The organism is Nocardia sp. NPDC004260 (assembly GCF_053603155.1).
The window spans coordinates 225664-250917 of the sequence record NZ_JBSGEZ010000001.1 but is presented as its reverse complement, the minus strand read 5'-3'; the positions used below and the strand labels follow the sequence as shown (position 1 = coordinate 250917).

22 protein-coding genes are annotated in these 25254 nt (G+C 68.2%); 11 read left to right on the top strand and 11 right to left on the bottom strand.

The window, feature by feature from the left end:
- Nucleotides 1-41: 41 nt before the first annotated feature.
- The 6 genes from ACWEO7_RS01070 to ACWEO7_RS01045 are packed head-to-tail and all read right to left on the bottom strand — an operon-like array spanning nucleotide 42 to nucleotide 8179.
- Nucleotides 42-1991, bottom strand: a complete 1950-nt coding sequence (locus tag ACWEO7_RS01070; RefSeq protein ID WP_452419950.1) for an acetoacetate--CoA ligase — start codon at nucleotides 1989-1991, stop codon at nucleotides 42-44.
- Between the two features lie 31 nt (nucleotides 1992-2022).
- Entirely contained in the window at nucleotides 2023-2835 is an 813-nt protein-coding gene (locus tag ACWEO7_RS01065; RefSeq protein ID WP_452419949.1) for an HpcH/HpaI aldolase/citrate lyase family protein, read from the bottom strand.
- 52 nt (nucleotides 2836-2887) lie between these two features.
- The gene (locus ACWEO7_RS01060; RefSeq protein ID WP_450025554.1) at nucleotides 2888-3373 is read right to left on the bottom strand and encodes a MaoC family dehydratase; all 486 of its coding nucleotides are present in this window, start codon (nucleotides 3371-3373) and stop codon (nucleotides 2888-2890) included.
- Nucleotides 3370-4530, bottom strand: coding sequence for an acyl-CoA dehydrogenase family protein (locus ACWEO7_RS01055; protein WP_450025552.1), 1161 nt, complete (start codon nucleotides 4528-4530; stop codon nucleotides 3370-3372). The genes ACWEO7_RS01060 and ACWEO7_RS01055 overlap by 4 nt, the downstream gene beginning before the upstream one ends.
- The gene (locus ACWEO7_RS01050; protein WP_452419948.1) at nucleotides 4527-6575 is read right to left on the bottom strand and encodes an ATP-binding protein; all 2049 of its coding nucleotides are present in this window, start codon (nucleotides 6573-6575) and stop codon (nucleotides 4527-4529) included. The genes ACWEO7_RS01055 and ACWEO7_RS01050 overlap by 4 nt, the downstream gene beginning before the upstream one ends.
- Nucleotides 6576-6580: 5 nt before the next feature.
- Nucleotides 6581-8179 (bottom strand): carboxyl transferase domain-containing protein, encoded by a 1599-nt coding sequence (locus tag ACWEO7_RS01045; RefSeq protein WP_452419947.1) that lies wholly within the window; start codon nucleotides 8177-8179, stop codon nucleotides 6581-6583.
- Nucleotides 8180-8272: 93 nt separating this feature from the next.
- Here ACWEO7_RS01045 and ACWEO7_RS01040 point away from each other — a divergent pair, with 93 nt between their 5' ends.
- Entirely contained in the window at nucleotides 8273-8866 is a 594-nt protein-coding gene (locus ACWEO7_RS01040) for an SACE_7040 family transcriptional regulator (protein ID WP_450023420.1), read from the top strand.
- A gap of 8 nt (nucleotides 8867-8874) precedes the next feature.
- Here the strand turns inward: ACWEO7_RS01040 and ACWEO7_RS01035 are convergent, their stop codons facing one another.
- Nucleotides 8875-9621: a 3-hydroxybutyrate dehydrogenase gene (locus tag ACWEO7_RS01035; protein WP_452419946.1), complete on the bottom strand. Its 747-nt coding sequence runs from the start codon at nucleotides 9619-9621 to the stop codon at nucleotides 8875-8877.
- Nucleotides 9618-10994, bottom strand: a complete 1377-nt coding sequence (locus ACWEO7_RS01030; protein WP_452419945.1) for an MFS transporter — start codon at nucleotides 10992-10994, stop codon at nucleotides 9618-9620. Before ACWEO7_RS01030 ends, ACWEO7_RS01035 begins: the two co-directional genes overlap by 4 nt.
- A 141-nt stretch (nucleotides 10995-11135) precedes the next feature.
- On the opposite strand from ACWEO7_RS01030, the gene ACWEO7_RS01025 reads away from it, so the two are divergent.
- The 8 genes from ACWEO7_RS01025 to ACWEO7_RS00990 all read left to right on the top strand — a co-directional run bounded on the left by ACWEO7_RS01025 (nucleotide 11136) and on the right by ACWEO7_RS00990 (nucleotide 20137).
- Nucleotides 11136-12050, top strand: coding sequence for a LysR family transcriptional regulator (locus ACWEO7_RS01025; RefSeq protein ID WP_450023426.1), 915 nt, complete (start codon nucleotides 11136-11138; stop codon nucleotides 12048-12050).
- 98 nt (nucleotides 12051-12148) lie between these two features.
- Nucleotides 12149-13090 carry an alpha/beta hydrolase gene (locus ACWEO7_RS01020; RefSeq protein ID WP_452419944.1) on the top strand — a complete coding sequence of 314 codons (942 nt, stop codon included), beginning with the start codon at nucleotides 12149-12151 and terminating at the stop codon, nucleotides 13088-13090.
- Between the two features lie 31 nt (nucleotides 13091-13121).
- On the top strand, nucleotides 13122-13583 hold the full coding sequence (locus tag ACWEO7_RS01015) for a GbsR/MarR family transcriptional regulator (RefSeq protein ID WP_452419943.1): 462 nt from the start codon (nucleotides 13122-13124) through the stop codon (nucleotides 13581-13583).
- A gap of 10 nt (nucleotides 13584-13593) precedes the next feature.
- Nucleotides 13594-14406, top strand: coding sequence for a class I SAM-dependent methyltransferase (locus ACWEO7_RS01010; protein WP_452419942.1), 813 nt, complete (start codon nucleotides 13594-13596; stop codon nucleotides 14404-14406).
- Nucleotides 14407-15015: 609 nt separating this feature from the next.
- Complete coding sequence (locus ACWEO7_RS01005) at nucleotides 15016-16233, top strand: ATP-grasp domain-containing protein (protein WP_452419941.1); 1218 nt, start codon at nucleotides 15016-15018, stop codon at nucleotides 16231-16233.
- Nucleotides 16234-16296: 63 nt separating this feature from the next.
- On the top strand, nucleotides 16297-17484 hold the full coding sequence (locus ACWEO7_RS01000) for an MFS transporter (RefSeq protein ID WP_452419940.1): 1188 nt from the start codon (nucleotides 16297-16299) through the stop codon (nucleotides 17482-17484).
- Between the two features lie 41 nt (nucleotides 17485-17525).
- Nucleotides 17526-18500, top strand: coding sequence for an L-histidine N(alpha)-methyltransferase (gene egtD / locus ACWEO7_RS00995; RefSeq protein WP_452420029.1), 975 nt, complete (start codon nucleotides 17526-17528; stop codon nucleotides 18498-18500).
- A complete protein-coding gene (locus ACWEO7_RS00990) occupies nucleotides 18497-20137 on the top strand; it encodes an MFS transporter (RefSeq protein ID WP_452419939.1) in 1641 nt (546 codons plus the stop codon). Before egtD ends, ACWEO7_RS00990 begins: the two co-directional genes overlap by 4 nt.
- An 87-nt stretch (nucleotides 20138-20224) precedes the next feature.
- Here ACWEO7_RS00990 and ACWEO7_RS00985 read toward each other — a convergent pair whose 3' ends face one another.
- Complete coding sequence (locus tag ACWEO7_RS00985; RefSeq protein WP_452419938.1) at nucleotides 20225-21625, bottom strand: aminotransferase-like domain-containing protein; 1401 nt, start codon at nucleotides 21623-21625, stop codon at nucleotides 20225-20227.
- 205 nt (nucleotides 21626-21830) lie between these two features.
- Here ACWEO7_RS00985 and ACWEO7_RS00980 point away from each other — a divergent pair, with 205 nt between their 5' ends.
- Nucleotides 21831-22007 (top strand): cupin domain-containing protein, encoded by a 177-nt coding sequence (locus ACWEO7_RS00980; protein ID WP_452419937.1) that lies wholly within the window; start codon nucleotides 21831-21833, stop codon nucleotides 22005-22007.
- A gap of 368 nt (nucleotides 22008-22375) precedes the next feature.
- On the opposite strand, the gene ACWEO7_RS00975 is transcribed toward ACWEO7_RS00980, so the two are convergent.
- Nucleotides 22376-23035 carry a QsdR family transcriptional regulator gene (locus ACWEO7_RS00975; protein WP_452419936.1) on the bottom strand — a complete coding sequence of 220 codons (660 nt, stop codon included), beginning with the start codon at nucleotides 23033-23035 and terminating at the stop codon, nucleotides 22376-22378.
- Nucleotides 23036-23299: 264 nt separating this feature from the next.
- Complete coding sequence (locus ACWEO7_RS00970) at nucleotides 23300-24694, bottom strand: helix-turn-helix domain-containing protein (RefSeq protein WP_452419935.1); 1395 nt, start codon at nucleotides 24692-24694, stop codon at nucleotides 23300-23302.
- A 167-nt stretch (nucleotides 24695-24861) separates the two neighbouring features.
- Here ACWEO7_RS00970 and ACWEO7_RS00965 point away from each other — a divergent pair, with 167 nt between their 5' ends.
- On the top strand, nucleotides 24862-25233 hold the full coding sequence (locus tag ACWEO7_RS00965) for a hypothetical protein (protein ID WP_452419934.1): 372 nt from the start codon (nucleotides 24862-24864) through the stop codon (nucleotides 25231-25233).
- Nucleotides 25234-25254: the final 21 nt, after the last annotated feature.

The following is a 25254-nucleotide window of genomic DNA, read 5'->3' as shown; positions in this document are numbered from 1 at the left end:
CGCGTGAAACACACCGCATCGCAGCGAGGCCAGCGGCGCCCTCAGCCTCGCCCGCCGGGCCGGATCGTGCCGTACCAGTCGAGCAGGTCCGGGTTGTCCACGGCGCTGCGTTCGACGACGCGGCTCGGGTCGGCGCCCTGGAACAGCTTCTTGATCGGTACCTCGAGCTTCTTCCCGGTGCGGGTGTGCGGGATGCCGGGGGCCAGGATGATCTCGTCGGGCACGTGGCGGGGGGAGACCTCGGTGCGGATGGTGCTGTTGACGCGTGCTTTCAGCTCGTCGGTGAGTTCCGCGCCGGGCGCGAGGGTCACGAACAGCGGCATCCAGTATCCGCCGTCGGGCTGCTCGGCGCCGATCACCAGCGCTTCGGCGATCTCCGGGAGCCGTTCGACGGATTGGTAGATGTCGGCGCTGCCCATCCGGATGCCGTGCCGGTTCAGCGTGGAGTCCGACCGCCCGTGCACGACCACGCTGTGGTGGTCGGTGATGGTGATCCAGTCGCCGTGCCGCCACACGCCGGGGAACATGTCGAAATACGCATCGTGATAACGCTTCCCGTCCTCGTCGCGCCAGAAGTAGACCGGCATGGACGGCATCGGCGCGGTGATGACGAGCTCGCCGACTTCGCCACGCACCGGCTGCCCCGCCGGGTCGTAGGCGTCCAGCGCGACGCCGAGGAAGGGCGCCGACAGCTCACCCGGCCACACGGGCACGGTGCGCGCGCCCCCGATGAACGCGGACACCACGTCGGTGCCGCCGCTGATCGAGGAGACCTGGACGTGCTCGCCGACGTTCTCGCCCAGCCACAGCGCCGAGGAGGTGGGCAGCGAGGAGCCGGTGATGCCGACGGTGCGCAGGGCCGACAGGTCGTGCTCGGTGCGCGGCACCGAGCCCGCTTTGATGCAGGCCAGCACATAGCCGGGGCTGGCGCCCAGCACGGTGGCGCCGACCTCGGCGGCGATCCGCCACAGCGCGTCGGGGGTCGGCGCGGTAGGGCTGCCGTCGTAGGTGACGATGGTCGCCCCGGCCAGCAGGCCCGCGATCTGGAAGTTCCACATCATCCAGCTCGGGCTGGTGTACCAGAAGAAGGTGTCCTCGGGTCCGATGTCCGATTGCAGGGCAACGGCTTTGAGGTGTTCGAGCAGCACGCCGCCGTGGCCGTGCACGATGCCCTTGGGCAGGCCGGTGGTGCCGGAGGAGAACACGATCCACAGCGGATGGTCGAAATCCACCGACTCCGTGGTGATCACCGGAGGCAGCGCGTCGGTGGTGGTCACCGCCTCGTCCCACGAGGTCGCGTCCGGCACGTCCAGCCCGAGCCGGGAGATCGCGATCGTGCCCTTCAGCGAGTCCAGGCCCGCACGCAACGCGGCGATGTCGTCGCGCTTGTCGTGCGCCTTGCCGCCGAAGCGGTAGCCGTCGGCGGTGACCAGGACAGTCGGCTCCAGTTGCCCGAGCCGGTCCAGCGCGGCTTTCGGCGAGTAGTCCTGTCCGCAGGCGCTCCAGATCGCGCCGATGCTCGCGGTGGCAAGGAACGCGATCACCGCTTCCGGGATGTTCGGCAGATACCCGGCCACCCGGTCGCCGGGCCGCACACCCAGTGACCGCAGCGTCTGTGCGAAAGCGGCGGTGTGGTCGATCAGTTCGGCCCAGGACACCTCGCGGATCGGAGCGTCCTCACTGACCGCCTTGATCGCGGGCCGGTCGGTGCGCAGCTGCCGGATCACCTGGTCCACATAGTTCAACCGGGTACCGGGGAACCACTGCGCGCCCGGCATCTCCGCGCTCGCCAACACTTCGCCCGCGATGTCACCGAGTTCGAAGTAGTCCCAGACCGCGTGCCAGAACCCGGCGAGATCGTCGACCGACCACTGCCACAGCGCGTGATAGTCGGTCGCGTGCACACCGGTGCGTTCCGCGACGAATCGGGCGAAGTCGGTGATCCTCGCCTCGGCGATGTCTTCTTCGGTCGGCACCCATTGTGGTTGCATCGCGGTCCTCTCGACTGTGGGAACTCTGCGTTCAGGCGCGGTCGGCGCGCCGCACGATCTGCTCGGCGTGCCGGAACACGGGGCCATCGACCATCCTGCCCTCGAAGGCGAAGACGCCGCGGTGGTTCGGCGCTTCCGCCAGCACCCGCCGGGCCCAGGTGAGCTCTGCCTCCGAGGGCGCGTAGGCGGCGCGCAGCACCGGCACCTGGCTCGGGTGGATCGCCACCTTGGCGTCGAAACCCACCGCGACCGCGTCCTCGGCCTCGGCCCGCAGCCCGTCCAGATCGCGAATGTCCAGGTACACCGAGTCGAGCGCGAACTTGCCGTACGCCTTGGCGGCCAGCAGCGCGGTGGAGCGGACGTGGCGGGCCACGTCGCGATAGCCGCCGTCGGCGTGCCTGCTCGCGGTGCCGCCGAGCCCGGCGACCAGATCCTCCGCCCCCCACATGACGCCGATCGCGTTGTGCGCCGTCATCGCCGCGCCGACGGTGAGCGCGCCGACCGGCGACTCGATCAGCGCGATCACCTCGTAGTCCGCCAGCGCGGTGACCTGTTCGGCCGACTCGCATTTCGGCAGCATGAGCCTGCGGTAGGCGGTCGCTTTCAGCGCCGCGAGATCGAGCGCGTGGTCCTCGGTACCCGCCGCGTTGACGCGCACCACCGTGGTCGCCGGATCGAGCGGTGTATCCAGCAGCGCCTTGCGCGCCGCCGCTTTGTCGTGCGCGGCGACGCCGTCCTCGAGGTCGAGAATCACGACGTCGGCCGCAGCCGCCGCCTTCGCGAAGCGCTCGGGACGATCGGCCGGGCAGAACAACCAGGCCGGCCCCGCCATCTGCCAATTCATGCGGCATCGCCTCCGGCATGAACGCGACCCCGCCGACTCCGGGCCGGACGCCTCATGCCACGCCCTCCGGAGCTTTGCGCACCAGCGTCTTGCGCACCGCCGTCGCGACGACCTCGCCGTGCTGATTGCGCGCCGTGTGCGCGAAGGTCACGATGCCCTCGCCCGGACGGCTCTTCGATTCACGCTTGTCGGTGACCACGGTTTCGGCGTACATGGTGTCGCCGTGGAACAGCGGCTTGGGGAAAGCGACCTCCGAGAAGCCGAGGTTGGCCACGATGGTGCCCTGGGTCAGCTGCGCCACCGACAGTCCGATCAACGTGGACAGGGTGAACATCGAGTTCACCAACCGCTGATTGAACGGAGGCAATTGTTCGCTGAACGCCGCGTCCAGGTGCAGCGCCTGGGTGTTCATGGTGAGCGTGGTGAACAGGACGTTGTCCGCCTCGGTGATGGTGCGGCCGGGGCGGTGCTCGTAGACCACCTCGGTGTCGAACTCCTCGAACCACAGGCCGCGCTGCACGACCGTCCGCCGGGTCACAGACCCAGCTCCCGTCCGATCAGCATCAGCTGCACCTCCGTCGTCCCCTCGCCGATTTCCAGGATCTTGCTGTCGCGATAGTGCCGGGCGACGGCGTACTCGTTCATGAAGCCGTAGCCGCCGAAGATCTGTGTCGCGTCGCGAGCGTTGTCCATGGCGGCCTCGCTGGCCACCAGCTTGGCGATGGACGCCTGCTTCTTGAACGGCTTGCCCGCCAGCATCAGCGCCGCCGCGTCGTAGTAGGCCGTGCGCGCGGCGTGCGCCCGCGTCTCCATCCTGGCGATCTTGAACGCGATGGCCTGATTGCGCCCGATCGCCTGGCCGAACGCCTCGCGCTCCTTGGCGTAGCGCACGCTCTCCTCCACACAGCCCTGCGCGGCGCCGACCGCGAGCGCGGCGATGGCGATGCGGCCCTCGTCGAGGATGCGCAGGAAGTTCGCGTAACCGCGCCCGCGCTCGCCGAGCAGATTCTCCTCGGGGACGCGGACGTCGGTGAAGCTGAGCGGATGGGTGTCGGAGGCGTTCCAGCCGACCTTGTTGTACGCGGGCTCGGCGACGAAACCGGGCGTGTCGGTCGGCACCAGGATCGTCGAGATCTCCTTCTTGCCGCCGGTGTTCCCGGTCACCGCGGTCACCGTGACGAGCTTGGTGATGTCGGTGCCGGAATTGGTGATGAACTGCTTGCTGCCGTTGATGATCCATTCGCCGCCGTCGATGACCGCGGTGGTCCTGGTGCCGCCCGCGTCGCTGCCCGCGCCCGGTTCGGTGAGGCCGAACGCGGCGAGGTTGCGGCCGCTGGTCAGCTGCGGCAGCCATTCCTGCTTCTGCTTGTCGTCGCCGAAGCGGTAGATCGGCATCGCGCCCAGCGAGACGCCCGCCTCCAGCGTGATCGCCACGCTCTGGTCGACCTTGCCCAGTTCCTCGAGCGCCAGGCACAGCGCGAAGTAGTCGCCGCCCATGCCGCCGTACTCCTCCGGGAACGGCAGGCCGAACAGGCCCATCTCGGCCATCCCCGCGACCACTTCGTACGGGAAGGTGTGGTTCGCGTCGTGCTCGGCCGCCACCGGAGCGACCACCGACCGCGCGAAGTCGCGCACGGTCAGCGCGAGATCGCGATACTCCTCCGGCAGCGTGCCGGTGGACAGGAAGTCGGTCATGCGGGGATTCCTTCTCGTTCGGTGGGATTCGTTACGTCCTGCGCGACGACGCGCGCCAGCACTTGGTCCAGGCGCACCTGCGCGCCGGGTTCGACCAGTAGTTCGACGGTTCCGGCGACCGGTGCGGTGAGCGAGTGCTCCATCTTCATCGCCTCCACGATGACCACCGGATCGCCCGCGGCGACGGCGGCGCCGGAGGCGACCGGCACCGCGATCACCGAGCCGGGCATGGGAGAGCGGATCTCGGCGTCGCCCACGTGCTCGTCGCCGCCGCGCACGTTGACCTCGGCCACTTCGCGCAGCACCGCGATGCCGGACGGTCCGGCCACCCACAACAAGCCGTCCTGCTCGGCGACCCGGTAGGTGCGGCGCAGGCCGTCCAGGGTGAGGGCGAGTTCGCCCGCGCATCGATCGCCGGAGGCGGTGAATACCGCGGTCAGTGCGCGGCTTTCGCCCCCGTCGACCCGCACCGTGCCGTCGTCCGGCGTGCCGGACAGGTAGACGTGCTCGACCCGCTCGCCGCCCGCGAGCCGGATCGGCGTTGGCGCGTCGGCCCCGATCCGCCAGCCGGAGGGCACCTCCCAGGGGTCGCGCGGCGCGGCGGGCCACCGGCGCACCCAGTGCCAGGCCGCCGCGGCGACGAACTCGTCGTCGCCGACGGCGGCGGGCCGGAAGTCGGCGACCCGCCGGTCCAGCAGGGCGGTGTCCAGCCGTCCTTCGGCCACGTCCGGGTCGGCGAGCAGGAAGCGCAGGAATTCGATATTGCTGGTCACGCCGAGCAGCACGGTGTCGGCCAGCGCCCGATCGAGTTTCGCGAGCGCGGCGGCGCGATCACCGGCGTGCGCGATGACCTTCGACAGCATCGGGTCGTAGTCGCTGCCGACGCGCGTGCCGATCCGCAGGCCCGAGTCGACCCGGACACCGGGGCCCTCCGGCTCGTCGAGGTCGAGCACCGTGCCGCCGGTGGGCAGGAACCCGCGCCCGGGATCCTCGGCGTACACCCTGGCCTCGATCGCGTGCCCGACCATGCGAATGTCGTCCTGCGCCACCGCCAGCTTCTGCCCGGCCGCCACCCGGACCTGGCATTCCACCAAGTCGACGCCGGTGACCAGCTCGGTGACCGGATGCTCGACCTGCAGGCGGGTGTTCATCTCCATGAAGAAGAACTCGTCGGGCTGGTCGGCGGAGACGATGAACTCCACCGTGCCCGCGCCCACATAGTCCACGCTGCGCGCGGTGTTGCAGGCCGCCGCGCCGATCCTGGCCCTGGTGGCCGCGTCCAGCAGCGGTGAGGGCGCCTCCTCGATCACCTTCTGGTGGCGGCGCTGCAAACTGCATTCACGCTCGCCCAGATGCAGCACGTTGCCGAACTGGTCGGCGAGCACTTGCACCTCGATGTGCCGCGGCCGGGTGACGAACCGTTCCAGGAACAGCGTGTCGTCGCCGAACGCGGCGGCGGCCTCGCGCCGGGCGCTGCGCAGCGCCTCCGGCAGGCGGGCCGGATCGTCCACCCGGCGCATGCCCTTGCCTCCACCGCCCGCGGACGGCTTGACCAGCACCGGATAGCCGACTTCGGCGGCCGCGGCGATCAGCTCGTCATCGGTCAGGCCGGGCGTGGCGATGCCGGGCACCACGGGGACCCCGAAGGCGGCCACGGTGTTCTTCGCGGTGATCTTGTCGCCCATCACCTCGATGGCGCGGGCCGGCGGTCCGAGGAAGACGATGTCCGCCTCCGCCAGCGCGGCGGCGAAAGCGGCGTTCTCCGAGAGGAACCCGTAGCCGGGGTGGACCGCTTGCGCGCCGGTGCGCACGGCGGCGGCAACCACGCGGTCGATGGCGAGGTAGCTCTCCCGGGCGGGAGCCGGGCCGAGACGCACCGCCGTGTCGGCTTCGTGGACGTGGCGGGCGTCGGCGTCGGCGTCGCTGTAGACGGCCACCGAGCGAATCCCCAAGGCGCGCAGCGTGCGGATCACCCGCACCGCGATCTCGCCGCGGTTGGCGACGAGCACGGTGTCGAATCCGACGGGAACGGAGCTGTTCAACATCGTCATCACATCCGGAAAACGCCGTAGGAGACGGGTTCGAGGGGGGCCTGCGCGCACACCGACAGCGCCAGCCCGAGCACGGTTCTGGTGTCGGCGGGATCGATCACGCCGTCATCCCACAGCCTGGCCGTCGAGTAATAGGGGTTGCCTTGGCTCTCGTACTGGTCTCGGATCGGGGCCTTGAACGCCTCCTCGTCCGCCACCGACCAGGGCTGCCCGCTGCTGTCGAGCTGGTCGCCGCGCACCGTCGCCAGCACCGACGCCGCCTGCTCGCCGCCCATCACCGAGATCCGGGCGTTCGGCCACATCCACAGGAACCGCGGCGAATACGCGCGCCCGCACATCGAGTAGTTGCCCGCGCCGTAGGAACCGCCGATGACGACGGTGAGCTTCGGCACGCGGGCGCAGGCCACCGCGGTGACCATCTTCGCGCCGTGCTTGGCGATGCCGCCCGCCTCGTAGTCGCGGCCGACCATGAAGCCGGTGATGTTCTGCAGGAACAGCAGCGGGATGCTGCGCTTGTCGCACAGCTCGATGAAATGCGCGCCCTTCATGGCGGATTCGCTGAACAGCACGCCGTTGTTGGCGACGATGCCCACCGGATGTCCATGGATGTGCGCGAACCCGGTGACCAAGGTCTTGCCGTATTCGGCCTTGAACTCGTGGAACCCGCTCTCGCCCTCGACGGTCCCGTCGACGAGGCGATGGATCACCTCGCGCACGTCGTAGGGAGTGCGCAGGTCGGTCGGCACCACGTCGTAGAGCTCGGATTCCGGCGCGGCGGGCGCGATGACGGGTCGCACGTCCCACGGGACCGGCGTGCGCGGGCCGAGCGTGGCCACGATACGGCGCACGATGCGCAGCGCGTCCTGGTCGTCCTCGGCCAAGTGGTCGGTGACGCCGGAGGTGCGCGAGTGCAGCTCGCCGCCGCCGAGTTCCTCGGCCGTGACCACCTCACCGGTCGCGGCCTTCACCAGCGGCGGGCCACCGAGGAAGATGGTGCCCTGGTTGCGCACGATCACGGCCTCGTCGCTCATCGCGGGCACGTAGGCGCCGCCCGCGGTGCAGGAGCCGAGCACCGCGGCGATCTGCGGAATCCCTTTGGCGCTCATGGTCGCCTGGTTGTAGAAGATGCGCCCGAAATGCTCCCGGTCGGGGAACACCTCGTCCTGGTGCGGCAGGTACGCGCCACCGGAATCGACCAGGTAGACGCACGGCAGCTGGTTCTGCAACGCGATCTCCTGCGCGCGCAGATGCTTCTTCACCGTCATGGGGTAGTAGGTGCCACCCTTGACCGTCGCGTCGTTGGCCACGATCACGCATTCCCGGCCGGACACCCGGCCGATCCCGGTGATGATCCCGGCGCCGGGGGAGTCGTCGCCGTACATTCCGGTCGCGGCCAGCGGGGACAGCTCGAGGAACGGGCTCCCCGGGTCCAGCAGCTGGTCCACGCGCTGCCTGGGCAGCAGTTTGCCCCGCGCGACGTGGCGATCGCGTGCCTTCTGGGGCCCGCCCAGCGCCGCGGCGGCCAGCCGGGCGCGCAGATCGTCGACCAACGCCGCGTGCGCGGCGCGGTTCCCGACGACCTCTTCGGTAACGGTCATCACGTAATCCTGTCGTCCAGTTAGTCGACGATAACTGAAATTCAGGTTAGTCTTGATTAACCGAGTTGTCCAGATCGGCCGAAAGGACCGCGTGTGACCAGTGCCGAATCCGTCGCGCCGACGCGTCGTGAGCAATTGAAGGCGCAGCGCAGGGTGCAACTGCTGGAAGCGGGAGCGCGGTTGATCGCCGATCGCGGCTTCCTCGGCATGCGCCTGGACGACCTGGGCGCCGCCGTCGGCATCAGTGGCCCCGCGGTCTACCGGCACTTCCCGAACAAGGAAGCGCTGCTGATCGAGCTGCTGGTCGGGGTGAGCCAGCGCCTGCTCGACGGCGGCAAGAAGGTGGTCGCGGGCACGAACTCCCCAGAGGAGGCGCTCGCCGGGCTGGTCGATCACCATCTGGACTTCGCGCTCGGCGAGCCGGAGCTGATCCGCATCCAGGACCGCGACCTGGACAACGTGCCCGCTGCGGCCCGCCGCGAGATCCGCCGCACCCAGCGCCAGTACGTCGAGATCTGGGTGAGCGTGTTGCGCGAGCTGCATCCCGAACTACCCGAGGAGGCGGCGCGGGTGCAGGCCCACGCCGTCTTCGGTCTGATCAACTCCACCCCGCACAGCGCGAGCGAGGCGACCGCGGCACGCGCCCGGCCGGTGCTGCGCGGGATGGCGCTGACCGCGCTCGGGTGAGCGCGCCCTCATCGCGCGCTCCACCCGCCATCCATCGTGTAGGCCGCGCCGGTGACCATGCCCGCCTCCGGCGACACCAGCCAGGCCACCAGCGACGCGACCTCCTCCGGCTCGACGAGCCGTTTGATCGCGCTCTCGGTGAGCAGGATCTTCTCCACCACCTCCTGCTCGGGCACGCCGTGCGCCCTGGCCTGATCCGCGATCTGCTTGTCCACCAGCGGAGTCCGCACATAGCCCGGGTTCACGCAATTGCTGGTGACGCCGTGCGGGCCGCCCTCCAGCGCGGTGACCTTGGACAGCCCCTCCAGGCCGTGCTTGGCCGTCACGTACGCGACCTTGTATTCGGAGGCACGCAGGCCGTGGACCGAGGAGATGTTGACGATCCGTCCCCAGCCCTGCCGGTACATGTGCGGCAGCGCCGCGCGCACCAGCAGGAACGGGGCCTCGACCATCAGCGTGAGCAGATCGCGGAAGCGCTGCGGCGCGAAGTCCTGGATCGGGCTGACGTGCTGTACCCCGGCGTTGTTGATCAGGATGTCGACGTCGAGTTCCAGCTCCTCCAGCGCCGCGACGTCGAGCAGGTCCACCGCCCACGACTTGCCGCCCAGCTCCCTGGCCACGGTCTTCGCGCCGACGTCGTCGACGTCGGCCACCGTGACCGTGGCCCCCCGCGCCGCGAGCGCGCGGGCGCACGCCGCGCCGATGCCGCTCGCGCCGCCGGTGACCAGGGCGCTGCGCCCCGCCAGATCGCTCACCGCACGGTCACTTCGGTGCGCGCGCCGAGGGTCTCGGCGTCGGCGTGATCGATGCTCTCCAAGGTCAGTCCCTTCGTCTCTCGTGCGACGAGCACGGCGATCGCGCTCACCGCCGCCGCGCCCGCCAGATACCACGCGATCGGCACCGCGGAGTGGTAGGTGTTCAGCAGCCGGACGGCGATGATCGGCGCCAGCGAACCGGCCACGATCGAGGTCACCTGGTAGCCGAGGGACACGCCGGAATAGCGCATCCGGGTGGGGAACATCTCGGCCATGATCGCGGGCTGCCCGGCGTACATGAAGGCGTGGAAGATCAAGCCGATGACGATGGCGGACATGATGACCACGTTGTGGCCGCTGTCCATCATCGGGAAGGCGAAGAAGCCCCAGGTGCCCGCGGTGAGCGCGCCGATCAGGTAGACCGGCCGCCTGCCGATGCGGTCGGACAGACTGCCCACCAGCGGGATCGCCACGAAGTGCACCGCGTGCGCGGCCAGCAGCCACCACAGGATCACTTGGGTGTCGGCGTGCACCTGCGTCTTCAGATAGGTGATGGTGAACGTGACCACCAGGTAGTACATGACGTTCTCGCCGAAACGCAGCCCCATCGCGGTGAGCACGCCGCGCGGGTAGCGGCGCAGCACCTCCACCACGCTCAGCGAGGTCGCCTTGATCTGCTCGGCCTCCCGCTGCGCCGCGACGAAGATGGGCGCGTCGGTGATCTTGGTGCGGATGTAGTAGCCGATCAGCACCACGACCGCCGACAACCAGAACGCGACCCGCCAGCCCCAGCCGAGGAACGCCTCGTCCGACAGCGTGGAGGTGAGCACCAGCAGCACGACCGTCGCCAGCAGGTTGCCCGCGGGTACGCCGGCCTGTGGCCAGCTCGCCCAGAATCCGCGGCTGCGGCTCGGGCTGTGCTCGGCGACCAGCAGCACCGCGCCGCCCCACTCTCCGCCGACCGCGAAGCCCTGGATGAAGCGCAGGGCCACCAGCAGCGCGGGCGCCCAGTATCCGATCTGCCCGAAGGTCGGCAGGCAGCCCATCAGGAACGTCGCGCTGCCCACCAGCACCAGGCTGAACTGCAGCAGCTTCTTGCGGCCGTACTTGTCGCCGAAGTGCCCGAACACCACGCCGCCCAGCGGCCGCGCCGCGAAACCGACCGCGTAGGTGATGAACGCGGCGAGGATGGCGTCCAGGTCGCTGGTGCCCTTGGCGAAGAACACCTTGCTGAACACCAGCGTGGCGGCGGTGCCGTACAGGAAGAACTCGTACCACTCCACCACCGTGCCCGCCATCGACGCGGCCACCACGCGGCGCAGGCCGCTGGTCATGCCGCCCGAATCCGCCGCTACGGCGTTGTGCTCCCTCATCGCACTTCTCCTTCGTGCCCGGGGCCACACTTCGTTCTCGATGTGACGGCCCCCACAATGCTTTGGCTGCACCGAGTATTGGTGCAGAGGAATTACGCCGCAATGACTATTTGTGCAGTGCGTCTCTGCAAAGATGCAGATATGCGCCCGGCCACCCCTGGTCGTCCCAGCGCGGACGACCTCCTCGTCCTCCTGGCTGTCGGGCGCTCCGGCCGATTCGTGACGGCGGCAGACGAACTCGGCATCAACCACACCACCATTTCCCGGCGCATCGCCGCGCTGGAGCACACCCTCGGCGGCCGGGTGCTCACCCGGGTGACCGGTGGCTGGGAGCTGACCGATCTCGGCAGGGAAGCCCTGGCCGCGGCCGAGGCGGTGGAGTCGGCGGTGAAGTCGCTGGCCGCGGACGCCGACGGCAACCGGGTGCTGGAGGGGGTGGTCCGGCTCTCGGCGACCGACGGCTTCAGCGCTTACATCGCCGCGCCCGCGGCGGCGGAGGTGCAGCGGCGGCACCCCAAGATCTCGGTGGAGATCGTGGCGATCACCCGGCGCGCCTCGCAACAGCGTTCGGGGCTGGATCTGGAGATCGTGGTGGGCGAGCCGCAAGTGCACCGCGCCACCGCCACGCATCTGGCCGACTACTGTCTCGGCCTCTACGGTTCCCGCGAATACCTATACGAGAACGGCGCGCCCGCGACGATCGACGACCTGTCCCGGTACCCGCTGGTCTACTTCATCGATTCCATGCTGCAAGTCGACGATCTCGACTTGGCCTCCAGCTTCGTGCCCGCGATGCGCGAATCGGTCACGTCGACCAATGTATTCGTGCACGTCGAGGCCACGCGCGCTTCCGCGGGCCTGGGCCTGCTGCCTTGCTTCATGGCCGATCGCCACGCGGACCTCGTTCGCGTGCTGGCCGATTCGGTGACCGTCACCCTCGGCTACTGGCTCGTCGCGCGCACCGAAACCCTTCGCCGCCCGGAAGTGGCCGCCGTCGTCGCCGCGATCCGCGCCGTGGTCGCCGATCAGCGCGACATCCTCCTCGGTCGTCAGTGATCCGAGTTGCTTCGGCTGACTCGGGATTCCAGCTGCGATCTTGACATTGCTAGTCATTTCAGTTGAGACTGAAACAACTAGCAGTGAAGGGAGCTTTAATGGATCTCGAGATCGAGCACGTGACGTTCAACAGCCTCGGCACCGCGTGTGCGGGCGATCTGTATCTGCCCGCGGCGGACGGCCGCGTCCCCGGTCTGGTGCTGGGGCACTCCGGGGTGATGGTGAAGGAGGCGTTGCGAGTTTTCGCGCCGTATTTCGTGCGGGCGGGGTTCGCGGTTTTGGCGATCGACTATCGCACGGTCGGAGCCAGCGCGGGGCAACCTCGCGGCCAGGACTACCCACAGCGACAGGCAGAAGATTTCCGTAGCGCGGTGTCGTACCTGCAAACCCGCCCGGAGGTGGACCCGGATCGGATCGGAGTCTGGGGAGTCAGCATCGGGGGCTCGGTGGCGACGCAGGCCGCGGTATCGGACCGGCGCGTGAAATGTGTTGTGGTGCAGAGCCCGAGCGTGTGGAACGGATGGCGGTATCTGGAGCGGTTGCTCGGCAGGGATGGCGTCGGCGCGCTGCGGGACCGGTTGGACGAGGACTGGCAGCGCCGATACGCCGGCCATGACAGCGCTCGGGTGCCGCACCTGACGCTGCAGGGGGAAAACGTCGAGAGCACGCCGGATCTCGCCGCCGAGATGTTCCCGAACTACCGGAACGAGAAGACCCTCGACTCCGCGGAACATCTCCTGACTTTCGCGCCGGAGGACCTCATTCATCGCCTGGCGCCGACCCCGCTGCTGATGATCGCCAACGGCGGCTGGGATCCATACCACATGCTCGAGGAGGCGCAGAGCGCCTTCGCCAAGGCAGGCGAGCCGAAACGACTCGAGGTGCTGCCTTACGACGTGCTCGGTCTCTACACCGGTCCCGGGCTGGAGGAGGCCATGGCTCTGGCCGTCGAGTGGTTCGACCGGCACCTGCGCCGTACCCGCCTCATCACTCCCACCCCGGCGCCGACCTGGGAGTCGGTGACCGCTGTGCCACAGTAATCGAGCCGAATACAGCGCAGGAGGACACAGCATGCCGGACACGGACCGACAGGACGCCACACTGAAGTGGGTGGAGCGAGTCGCTACCTTCTGCGTCGATGAATGGGGACTGCCCCCCATCACCGGACGAATCCTCGGCCTACTGATGATCTGCGATCCGCCGGAGCAATCCGCAGGCCGGATCGCCGAGGCGATCCACGCCAGCCGCGCCTCGCTGACCTCCAACATGCGCCTGCTGACCACCATCGGCCTCGTCCGCAAAGTGCGGATCCCCGGTGACCGCACCGCCTACTACCGCATCGAGGACGACGCCTGGGAGAAGGTCATCCATCGCAAGATCGCCGGCCTCGGCGCCTTCGGCGACATCGCCGAGGACGGACTCGCCTTGGTCGGCGGCGCCGATCCCGCGCTCACCGAACGCATCCGGGCTGCTCAGCAGGCATTGACCTGGCTGCGCGACATCGCCGCCCGGTCCAAGGACACCACCACATGAAGGACCGATCGTGCATCGAATCCGACCCGACCTGGACCCGATTCAGGAAACCGCGCTCCTCACCCTGCGAGCCCGAGCGCTGGACGCGACCACGCGCACCCCGATCCTGGGCGACAACCGCCAAGCCGAGCTGGCCGACCGAATCGACTACGACTTCGCCAAACTGAAGCTGAAACCCAGCCTCATCTGCGGAACGGCGCTACGCGGCAAGAAACTCGACGACGCGGTGCGCGCGTTCACCGCGACGCACCGCAATGCGGTGGTACTCGATCTCGGCTGCGGCCTGGACACCCGCATGCTCCGATGCGATCCATCCGCCGATGTCGACTGGTACGACCTCGATTACCCGGAAGTCATCGAACTGCGCGGGCAATCGCTTCCGCACAGCTCCCGTCTGCTGGGCGTCGATCTCACCCATCCGGGCTGGACCGAGCAGTTGCCCGCCGATCGCCCAGCCATGATCGTCGCCGAGGGCCTGCTGCCTTTCCTGCCCGGCGACACCTTCCACACCCTGATCCGCGAGGCGACCACACACTTCCCGGCCGGTGAACTCGCCCTCAACGGCTACACCCGTTTCGCCGCCTGGGCCATGAAATACCACCCCTCGATCAAAGCCCTCGGCATCAGCGCCGCCCAAGGATTCGACGACCCCCACGAACCCCAAACCTGGGGCGCCCACCTGACATTGATCGAAGAACAACTCCTCACCCGAGCCCCCGAAGTCGCCCTCTTCCCACAACCGCTCCGCGCCATAACCCGCGCCACAGCCCTCAGCCCCACACTGTCCCGGCAAGCCAACCGGATACTCCGATACGCCTTCTAAGGTCTCGAGTCGTTGTTCAGCGCTGTGGGGGTGTCGGCTGCACTGCGACCTCACAGGTTCGGAGCCCAAGGTCACGCCGTGCGAGCGAGTGCGTCGAAGCGGTGGCGAAAGTGTTCGGCCCCGGAGGGCGATGCGACTCGTCTTCATCCGCTCCTGGCGGCATCCTTGGCCTCACTCCTGCTCGTGCGGCATCGGTCGCTCAGCGGGCGAGGTATCCGGCCGGGCGGCGCTCTGAGATACAAATCACACGTATTCGACCGTTCGGAGAGTGCGCAGCTATCTCAAAGAAAACTCACAGCAATCGGCTGAACTGATGTTGTGTCGCTGTCGGCTCCGGCGGCGCCGGTGAGGTGAACAGGCCAGCGTACAACGTGGTCAGACATGCGGGCATTTCTCATTTCGGGGAAGAATTGCCAGTGCTGGGAAGGTGCATACTCGGCAGTATGAGGGATAGATCACGCGCTACCTGAACGCACAAACATTCTCCTGACCAGATGATTCTCCGCCGCGCTGCCGGGCGCGGGCGGAGTCGTAACTCTGTCTTCGTCTCCGGCGCCTTATTCGAGTTCAGTGAGCCGACTTCAAACGGAGGAATCTGTGCTACCACACGTGACCGTGATCCACCGCGTACGTGGTGTCGATGTTCCGTATACCGAGCGTATCGATCACGTTCGTAATCTTGTTACCTATGTTTGCGCGAGCGGCCTGCTCGACGGCATACCCGAGCAGGCGGCGGCGGTCACGGTTCTCGACGGCGCGACTCCGGTGCACGGCGCCGTGCGCGATCTCGCGGCACGGTTCGGCACGCCGGAACGCATTGTCGCACTGCACGAGTTCGACCTCTTCGCGGCGGCGGAGTTGCGCGCGGAATTCGGCATCCCCGGCGACCGGGCGGAATACGTCACCCGGTTCCGCGACAAGCTGACGATGGCCAAGGCGGTCGCCGCGCGGAACGTCTCCGTTCCCGCTTTCCGCGCCGCACCCGACCTGTCCTCGGTCGCCGAATTCGCCGCGGCGTCCGGATTTCCGCTCATCGTCAAGCCGAGATTCGGCGCCGGCAGCCGCGATGTGGTCAAGCTGAATTCTGAAGCAGATTTCTCCGCATTGCCGGACCTCGCGTCCGAACCATTTCTGGTGCAAGAATTCTGCCCGGATGAAGTCGGCGCCATCGACGGCGTGTGGACGGGTTCCGAACTCGGACCGTGGCGCGCTTCGAAATATCTCGGAACATGCCTCGATTTCGCCAACGATGCGGAAAGCCTGGGCTATATCGAGGTCGACGATCCCGCATTGACCGGTAAATTGACAGAGTTCGCCGAATCGGTTCTTTCCGCACTCAGCTCCGGTGTCCCGACCGTATTCCATCTCGAATTCTTCGTCGGCGACGACGGCGATTCTCCCCGTGTCCAGTTTCTGGAGGTCGCCGCGCGCGCGTGCGGCGGGCAAACCACCCATATGTGGCGCGAGGTGCACCGATACGACCTGCTCGGCGCGGCGGTCGACATCCAGCTCGGCCGGACGCCCGCCACGGCGCCGCTCACCGACGGCGAGGTGGTCGCCGAACTGCTCGTCCACCCGCCGGTGACGCCGCCGTGCCGGGTGGTGGACGTGCACTGGGCGGTCCCGGAGGCCCACGCCCCGTACCACTGCTCGATTCCGCAGGTGGGGTCGGTGATCACCGAAACGTTCGGCTATGCCGATATCGGTGCGGCATTCCGCATCCGCGGAAAATCGACCGCGGAAGTGCTGGAATCGGTGCGGCGCACCGTGGCCGGGTTCCGAATGGTGTGCACGGCGCTCGATTCACCTGTGGCGGCGGTCGCCTGATCTGCTCGGACTTCTCTCGTGTCTCGGCTCTCCGTAGCTCTACCGCCGCCGGGTCCGCAGCGCATGCTGACCCTGATCACCGCGGCATCCGCTGTCTCCAGCGGAATCTATTTGTCCACCGTGGTCTTGTATTTCACCAGGATCGTGCGTATTTCGCCGATGCGTGTCGGTGTGGGGCTCAGCATCGCGGGCGCCGCGTGCGTTGTCGGCGGAGTACTCGTCGGCAAACTCTCGGATCGGCATGATCCGCTGTTGGTATTGCGTCGCAGTCTGATCGTCGCCGCCGTCGCCACGCTCGGATTCCTCGCGGTCGACGGATTCGCGATGTATTTGCTCGTCGTTCCCGCGGCGGCCGCGGGGCAGGCCTGCGTGCAATTGCTGACCACGGCGATCATCACCAAGATCGTCACCGACCGGGCCAACGAGTTCCGGGCGTACACGCGGTCGGTGCTCAACGTGGGCATCGCTGTCGGCATCGGGATGTCCGCGCTGGCGGTGCAATTCGACTCCGCCCTGCTCTATCGCGCGGCGATCGTCGTCGGCGCGATATTTCTCGCCCTGGCGGCGCTGCTGGTCGGCCGACTGCCCGCGCTGCGACCCGTCGATACCGAGTCGCCCGGCGGCCGCAGCCGGTGGGCGGCATTACGCGACCGGCCGTATCTGGCATTGACGGCGCTCGACGGTGTGCTGTCGCTGCAATACCGCGTCCAGTCGGTCGCCATTCCCTTGTGGATCATCGGCGCGACCACGGCGCCGCGCTGGTCGATCGCCACGCTCGACATGCTCAACATCGCCATCGTCGTGTTGTTCCAGGTCCGCGCCAGCAGGCGCGTCCTCGACGTCCCAGCGGCGGGCGCGGCGCTGCGGCGCTGCGGCTGGGCGTTCCTGGTCGCCTGCGTCCTGTTCGCGTCCGCGCACGGCCACGGCGGCTGGATAGCGGTGCTCATCCTGGTCGCCGGCGGCGCGATCCTGAGCGTGGGGGAGCTGTGGCAGACGGCAGGCGGCTTCGAAGCGTCGAACCTGCTCGCGCCGCCGCGGGAAATCGGCGCGTATCTGGGTGTTTTCAGCATCGGCTTACGGATGGCCGACACCGTCGGTCCGGCGCTGCTCGCCTGGCTGTGCGTCGATATCGGCGTCGCCGGCTGGTACATCACGGGATTCGTTCTGCTGGCCGCCGGGCTGGTGTCCCCCCTCGTCGTCGCTTGGGCCGAATCGACCCGCGACAGGTACGCGCTCGCTCCGGCGTCGTGAAACCGGACGCGAAACCCCTGTACTGGCATTGGAAGGGAACCATCCCGATGGAAGCGACGATCGACATCCGGATCACCGAGGCGGATCTGGCCGAAGCACTGCGCACGGATGTCCTGACCGGACTGTCCGGACCGCGGAAATGGCTGCCGCCCAAGTGGTTCTACGACACCCGTGGCAGCAAACTGTTCGAGGCGATCACCGACTTGCCCGAGTACTATCCGACCCGCACCGAGCGCGCGCTGCTGCACGCTTGTGCTCAGGAGATCGCGGTCGGGGCCTCCGACGCGACGGAGCTGATCGAACTCGGTTCGGGATCCTCGGAGAAGACCGGTCTGCTGCTGCGTTCGTTCAGTGAACACGGCTCGTTGCGTTCGTATGTGCCCTTGGACGTCTCCGAGTCCGCTCTGCGGGACGCGGTCGGGTGGATCAACGCGGAGTTCCCCCGGATCGAGGTCCATGGCCTGGTCAGTGATTTCACCAACGGGCTCGACTGGCTGCCACGCCGTGGGCGGAGGATCGTCGCGCTGCTCGGCGGCACGCTGGGCAACCTCGTCCCGGCGGAGCGGGCCGAATTCTTCGGGCGCCTGCACGACGTGCTCGAGCCGGGGGAACAGTTGCTGCTGGGCGTGGGCCTGGTGACCGATCCAGCCGTCATGGTGCCCGCCTACGACGACGCCGCGGGCGTGACGGCCGAGTTCAACCGGAACATCCTGCACGTGGTGAACAACCGGCTCGGCGCGAACTTCGAACCCGAGCGGTTCGCGCACGTCGCCGTGTGGGATCCCGGCAACCGGTGGATCGAGATGCGGTTGGAGGCCACCGCCGACATGACGGTCACCGTCGCGGACCTGGATCTGGTGATCGAGTTCGCCGCCGGTGAGCAGATGCGCACCGAGATCTCGGCGAAGTTCCGGCTGGCGGACTTCCACGCCGAGCTGGCCGCGGCCGGGCTCCCGGCGCAGCGATCCTGGACCGATCCCGCCGAGCGCTTCGCCGTGGTGCTCGCGGGCAGATGAGCGACGTCATCGCGGCGGCCGGGGCGACGTTCGCCGAACGTCCCCGGCTGCGGTCCGGCACGGGCCGGTGGATCATGGCCACCGCCGTGCTCGGTTCGGCGCTGGTCTCCCTCGACACCACCGTGGTCAATCTCGTCGTGCCGCGGATCGGGGCGGACCTCGGCGCCGACATGGTGGATCTCCAATGGGTGGTGAGCGGCTACACCCTCGCCTTGGCGTCGCTGATCCTGGTGGGCGGGGCGTTGGGTGACAGGTACGGCCGTCGCGCGGTATTCGTCTGGGGGAGTGTGGTGTTCGCGCTGGCCTCGGCGTGGTGCGGAATCGCGCCGGACGTCGCGACGCTGGTGGCGGCGCGGGTGGTGCAGGGTGTCGCGGGTGCGCTGATCACACCCGGCAGTCTCGCGCTGATCGCGGCGTCGCTGGATCCGCGTGATCAAGGCGCGGCGATCGGCATGTGGTCCGGTCTCGGGGGCGTGGCGGGTGCGGTGGGGCCGATCGTCGGCGGCTGGCTGGTGGAACTGGCCGGATGGCGCTCGGTGTTCCTGATCAATGTCCCTTTGGCCGTGGCCGTGGCCATCGTGTCGATGCGCCGCGTCCCGGAGTCACGGGATCCGTACGCGCCGCGGCGGCCGGATCTGCTCGGCACGGCGGTGGTTGTCACGGGCTTGGTGGCGCTGACCTACGGCTTCATCGCGGGGCAGGTGGGGATGCAGGCGGCTGGTGCGGTGCTGGTGGCCGTCTTCGCGATCGTGCAGACCCGCGTCCGCAACCCGCTGGTGCCGCCCGCGCTGTTCCGGTCGCGGCAATTCACCGCGGTCAATCTGGTGACGTTGCCGGTGTATGCCGCCCTGGGATGTGTGCTGTTCCTGCTGCTGCTCCAGTTGCAGATCGTCGCCGGGTATTCGCCTCTCGTCGCCGGAACCGCGACGATCCCGATCACCGCGATCATGCTGCTGTCGTCGGGCTGCATCGGGCGGTGGGCGCAGCGGCACGGTGCGCGCCTGCCGATGACGATCGGGCTGCTGCTGTCGGCTGCCGGATCGGTGTCACTGGCCGGAATCCATGCGAACGGTTCATATGCCACCGCAGTGCTGCCCGGCGTCGTCCTGCTCGGCGCGGGCATGGCGGTGTTCGTGGCCCCGCTGACCGAATCCGTGTTCGCGTCGGTGCCGATCGAGGAGGCGGGCATCGCCTCCGGCGTCAACAACGCGATCGCCCGCATCGCCCAGTTACTCGCCATCGCCGCGATCCCCGGCCTGGTCGGCATCTCCCGTACGCCGCTCACCGACGGCGTCGCGTTCGGCGCGGGCTACCGCGCGGCCATGTGGATCTGCTCGGCCCTGTTCGCCTCGGGCGCCACACTCGCCGCGACCCTCATGCCCAGACCGGCAAGGGACACGGTGGCCGCCCCACCTGCGGCGCGATGGCCGAGCGACATGCTTCCCTTTTCGGCGGACGCGGTGGACATCGGCGAGTCGCGGACCACCCCGTCGCGAGGTCGTCGGCTGGGCTGCGGCCGGGGTCCGCGTCGGCAACCGGGCGGCGGCCCGTCGGACCACGACGCTCGCCGCCCGCGACCTGCCCACCCGACCGCGCGGCCGGAAAACCGCTCCGGTCAACGTATGCGGAACGAGTGAGTGCGGGTCGGCGCTTACGCCGTGCGTGCGAGTCGGCACGCGTTCGCGCGACTCGGACGGTGCAGCGCAGCCGGAACGGAAGTCCGTTCAAATAGCGAGCGGCGGTGACACCGCGACGGGCTGGTCAGGTGGTTCGTAGGTCCGCCATGCCTCGGCTAATCGGCGTGCGGCTTCGCGCAGGTCGTGGGGTTCGGCGACGAAACTGATCCGTATGCGGTCGATGCTGCCGCCGGAGGCATCCAGCCCGGCACCGGGCAAGATCGCGACCCCGTGTCGCAGTGCGCGCTGAGCGAAGGAGGCGCCGTCCCCATGGGGCAGTCGGATCCACAACGTCTGGCCACCGGACACCGTGGGGATCTCCCATTCCGGTAGACGCGCGGCCAGTTCGGCCACCAGCAGGTCGTGACCTTCTCTGCGCTGGCGCGAGATTCGTTCCCGCAATCGGTCGAGATCGCGGAGCAGCCAGGTGGCGGCCAACTGTGCTGGGATGTTGCCGCCGAGATCGTGCACCGCGCGCAGCCGAGACAACCGGGCGATCACCGGGACCGGTGCCCGCACCCAACCGACACGCAACCCGCCCCAGACGACCTTGCTGAGCGAACCGAGGGATATTACCGATTCGTCATAGTGGGCCAACGGCGGCGGTGGCGGATCGGTGCCAGGGAATCCGAGATCGGCCAGCACCTCGTCATCGACCAAAGGCACCGCGGCCCTTCTCGCCGACTCGACCAGGGCCCGCCGTCCCGACGCGGGAAGCACCGTACCTGTGGGGTTGTGGCATGTCGCAACGACATACGCGAGCGCCGCCGAGGCTACCGTGCCCAAGCCGACCGGGCCCGTCCGCAGTACCGTCGCGGCCTCGCGAAACGCCTCGAGCGCGCCCGGGTACGTCGGCGCCTCGACCAGGACGTGGTCACCGGGCCGGAGCAGTGCGCGGGCGAGTAGCGACAGCGCGTGTTGTCCGCCGCCGGTGACGAGAATCTGCTCCGGATCGGTTGGCACGCCACGCGCTCGGTATCGGTCGGCAATCGCCCGGCGCAGCCGCGGATGTCCGGTTGGGTGATAACCGATGTCGCCCTCGACCGCGGCGAGCTCGGGCGCGATGTGCCGATATGCCTGGGCCAACTCGGGCGGCGGTTTCCCCGGAGCGGCACAAGCGAGCGCGATGACATCGGCGCTCGGCTCGAGCAGTTGCAGAAAGGCCGAGGAATGGGTGGTCTCGCGAGCCGGGACCGTCTCGGGTCCCGCGACCCGGGTGCCACTGCCCTGTCGGCGCACCACGCGACCTTCCGCGCCGAGCAGATCGTATGCCGCTACCACCGTACTGCGCCCGACCGCGAGAGCCTTCGCCAGTTTGCGCTCGGGCGGCAGCCGCATGCCCGACCGCAGCTCACCGTCATCGATCAACACCCGCAGTCGCCGCGCCAGCAGGACATAGAGCGGACCTCGGTCGGTCGACCAGCGACCGAGCCGATCAGCAAGTTCCATTGGCTCCATATGCAAACCAATTCTGCCTGATCGGCTCTAGGGTCCCGACCTCGCCGCGGCGAGGATGAACCCATGAGCAAGATCTCCATTACCGATGTCGTCGACGATCTGAGCGGTCCCTGGCAGCCGCGCGACCTGGCCACCGCCAACGACGCCGTGGTGCGCATCGGGCGCATTCCCCTGGCATCACCACGACGAAGACGAGTTGTTCCTCTGCTGGAACGGCACCTTCCGCATCGAATTGCAGGACCATGCGGCGGTAACACTCGGTCCCGGCGAGATCTTCGTGGTTCCTCGCGGAGTCGAGCACCGACCGGTGGCCGAGGAACCAGCTCACGCGATCATGATCGAACGGCCGGAAACCAAGCAATACGGCAACTAGCCGAGGACGCACGCGACAGCGGTAGAAGCTGCGACGCGCTGAATGGCTTCGACACACTCGCCCGCACGGCATGACCTGAGCGCCCGGCGAGGATCAGGCTTCATATCCGTGGCAGTCAGGGAAGTAGCCACAGTCGTTCACAAGGCAGCCGATCGTATTCAGTGCTTTGATCGCCGACTTCGAATGCCGATACTTCCGGACAGTGACTCTCGGACCACTTTCGCAACAGGTTTCGGACTGCTGTTCGGCAAGCTATGTAGTCGAATACGCCGGCAGGTCCGGTAAACCTGATGTGGACGTCGGGTTCGCGGGGAAGCGGGGATTCCGCTGAAGAGGTATACACCTGTCGTCACGCAGCTTCCGGTGGCCTACTCCGCATCCGGACCGCTGGTCTTCCCGCAGGGTAGGAGTGCGTTGACAACCCTGGCAGAACGATCATGGTCGGGCTGCTGGCCGGTGATGAGCCCGAGGTAGGTATAGGACTCCATGACGCGGACCAGTACGTACGGCAGATCTTCGGAAGGAATCGACGACCGGAGGCGACCGGCGGCGGTCTCCTCGCGGACGATCTCGGCGATCAGCTCGATCAGTCGAGCCTCGAAACCGGACGCCTTGGTTGTCAGCAGGCGCAGGGCCAGGTCGCCCTCGCGGTCGATGAAGCGCTGCATGCCCGGATTCGTGTTGACGGCGCGCATGGCCTCGTTCATGACGGCTGCGGCCGGGGACTGACCGGGCGCGGCGGGGGGTCCGGAGTGGCAGTGGGCCTTCCGCGAGCGGGCGAGGGTCGGTTCGATCAGTGACCAGAGAATCTCGGTGAGCAATTGGTCGCGGGAGCCGACCCAGCGATACAGGGTGGCGCGGTCCACGGCGAGACCCTTGGCCAGCGCTTGCATGTCCACACGGTCGCCGGCGAGGAAGGTTTTGCGGGCTTCGCGGAAGGCGTCGAGAGCGGTCGGACGCGACGTCGCGGAGCCGTCGAGATGGCGCCGCAACGGTGTGTCGGCGGAGCGAGGGGCCTGCCTTGCCATGCTGCGCACCTCCCTGCGGTTGTCTCGGAATACATGCCGACCGGCACAGTATGCTACATTTCGGAGAAACATTGCAATGCAGCCACGGATGATTATTTTGGTGCAACACTGAACCGCTATCCGCGACTTCGGCCTCCTGACCCGAACGCTGTGTCATAAGCGGTCTTTGCGCACGATCGTGCAGGTGTGAAGGGGCAACCGCCGATCTGACGCATTTGGTCTCGGCGGTTGCGCTGCGCAGTTACATGTCTTGTCGAGCCCAGGTCACGCCGTGCGGGCGAGTGTGTCGAAGCGGTGGCGGAGGTGTTCGGCGTTGTCGCCTCGGGTGTGGGTGGCGGCGGCGCGGACAGGGCGTAATTCGGCCAGGAGGCGTGGGGAGTTGACGGGTCCTTCGAGGAGGGTGAGGGCGGTGTGTGCTTCGGCGATGGCGGAGGTGGTGTCGCCGAGGCCGGCGAGGGCTGCGGCGTAGTAGGCGCGGTACGACGCTTCGTCGCGCGGACGCTGAGTGCCGCGGGTACCGATAGTTTCCCGGTAGATGCCCACCGCCCGGTCGTGCTGGCCCAGATAGACCCGGCCTCTGGCCTCGATGGATCGGATCTCGAACGGCGTCACGTGGTGCAGCCATACCGGCTCGTCGACATCGTCGAGCCCTCGATCGACCTCGCGCCAGGCGCGCGTCATCGCCCGATCGAAGTCCTGTCGTTCGCCGATCGCCGCATGCGCCACGGCCTCCCGCGCGGAGCGAACGGCATTCAGCCGAGCCGATGGGATCCGGCGAGCAAGGTGACTGGCCCGCTGTGCCAGCCGCACCGGTTCTCGGCTGGTCGGCCGGTCTGTGGTCAGAAACGTCAAGCTGGCCAGCGCATTGGCGAGCAGTTCGTCGTTGTCGGCCTGCTCGGCCATCAGCACCGCTTCGACGTAGCACCGCCGGGCGACGGCTGGGCGACCGGCGTCCAGGCAAAGCCAGCCCGCGCACCGAGCGAGTCGGCTCGTCTCGGCCAACAGCCGCACGCCGGTTTCCCGGCCGTAGGTGCCGTGGTCGAGCAGGCGACGAGCCAAACCGTATTGGCGAAGCGCGAATTCGGCGATGTCTCCGCCTCCGAAGTGATTGTCGTGCTGCCACATGCGTCGCGTCAGCGTCTGCAAGTAGTCGACATGGCTGGACCCGACTCGCGTCGGCGCCGTGGCCGCCGGAGCGGTTGCCGCCAAGGTTGTGATCGTCGCAGCGAGGCCGAATTGTCTGCGGTCCATGTCGTCGGCTCCTTCACCCCCATCTTCGATGGTCCTCGGATCGGCCGGACCCAGCAAGATTGGCAGCAACGCGGTGCGCGGCACGCCAAGCGCGTCGGCGGCGCGGACGAGCTCGCGGATGTCGAAGATGGTTCCCACTTCTCCGCGCTCGACTCGTCCCGCGTGGGTGCGGTCCCAGTGCAGCAGCGCGCCGAAATCGGCTTGAGACAGGCCCATTTCTTTGCGGACGAGGGCCAGGGCCTGACCGGGCCGTCCTTCGGCGAGCAACTTGCGGAATTGCGGCGACTCCCATACGCCGTCGATCTCGTTGTCCCTCACCTTCGGCCCCCTGACCCCGAAATTTGCTGTGATGGAGCGACTTAAGCACGATCGCGCAGGTGGGGAGCGACAACCGCAGATATCGCGCACCTGGTCTCGTGCGCTTGACAGCGTGGCTATCCGCCTCTCGTTCCTCGAGGCTCGGGATGCGCGCGCCGTCGGGGTGATGCCGTGCGGGGCAAGGCACTCCGGACGCGGTGAGCCGCGAATGGTGGCGAAAGCCCCCGGCGGCGGGCGTTCCCATCGAACGAGAGGTGATGATGAAGCCGAAAGTGATCGGGTACCTGCGCCGCGACATCTCCGGGCAGCGCACGCGCAGGCACGAGATGGAAATTCGCGCTATGGCGAAGTCGTCGGGTTTCGATCTGGCGCGAACGCTGGTCGCCGGTCCGACCGCGCCCGCTTCGCTCGCGGCGCTGCTCACCGTGGTCGGCCGCGTCGGCGCGGTCGCGGTGATAACGCCCGCGCTCGACCATGTGCAATTCCGCGCGGACGAGATCATGGCGGTGTGCGCGCTGATCACGCTCGATTCCCGGTACCTCCCGCCGCCCGGCATGGTCGGTCGGCGTCCGGCCGCATCGCCGCACCCGGGTTTCCGGGGCCCGGGCTGCCTGCCCTGGCAGCGCTGATCCGCGAACTCACCCGGCCCG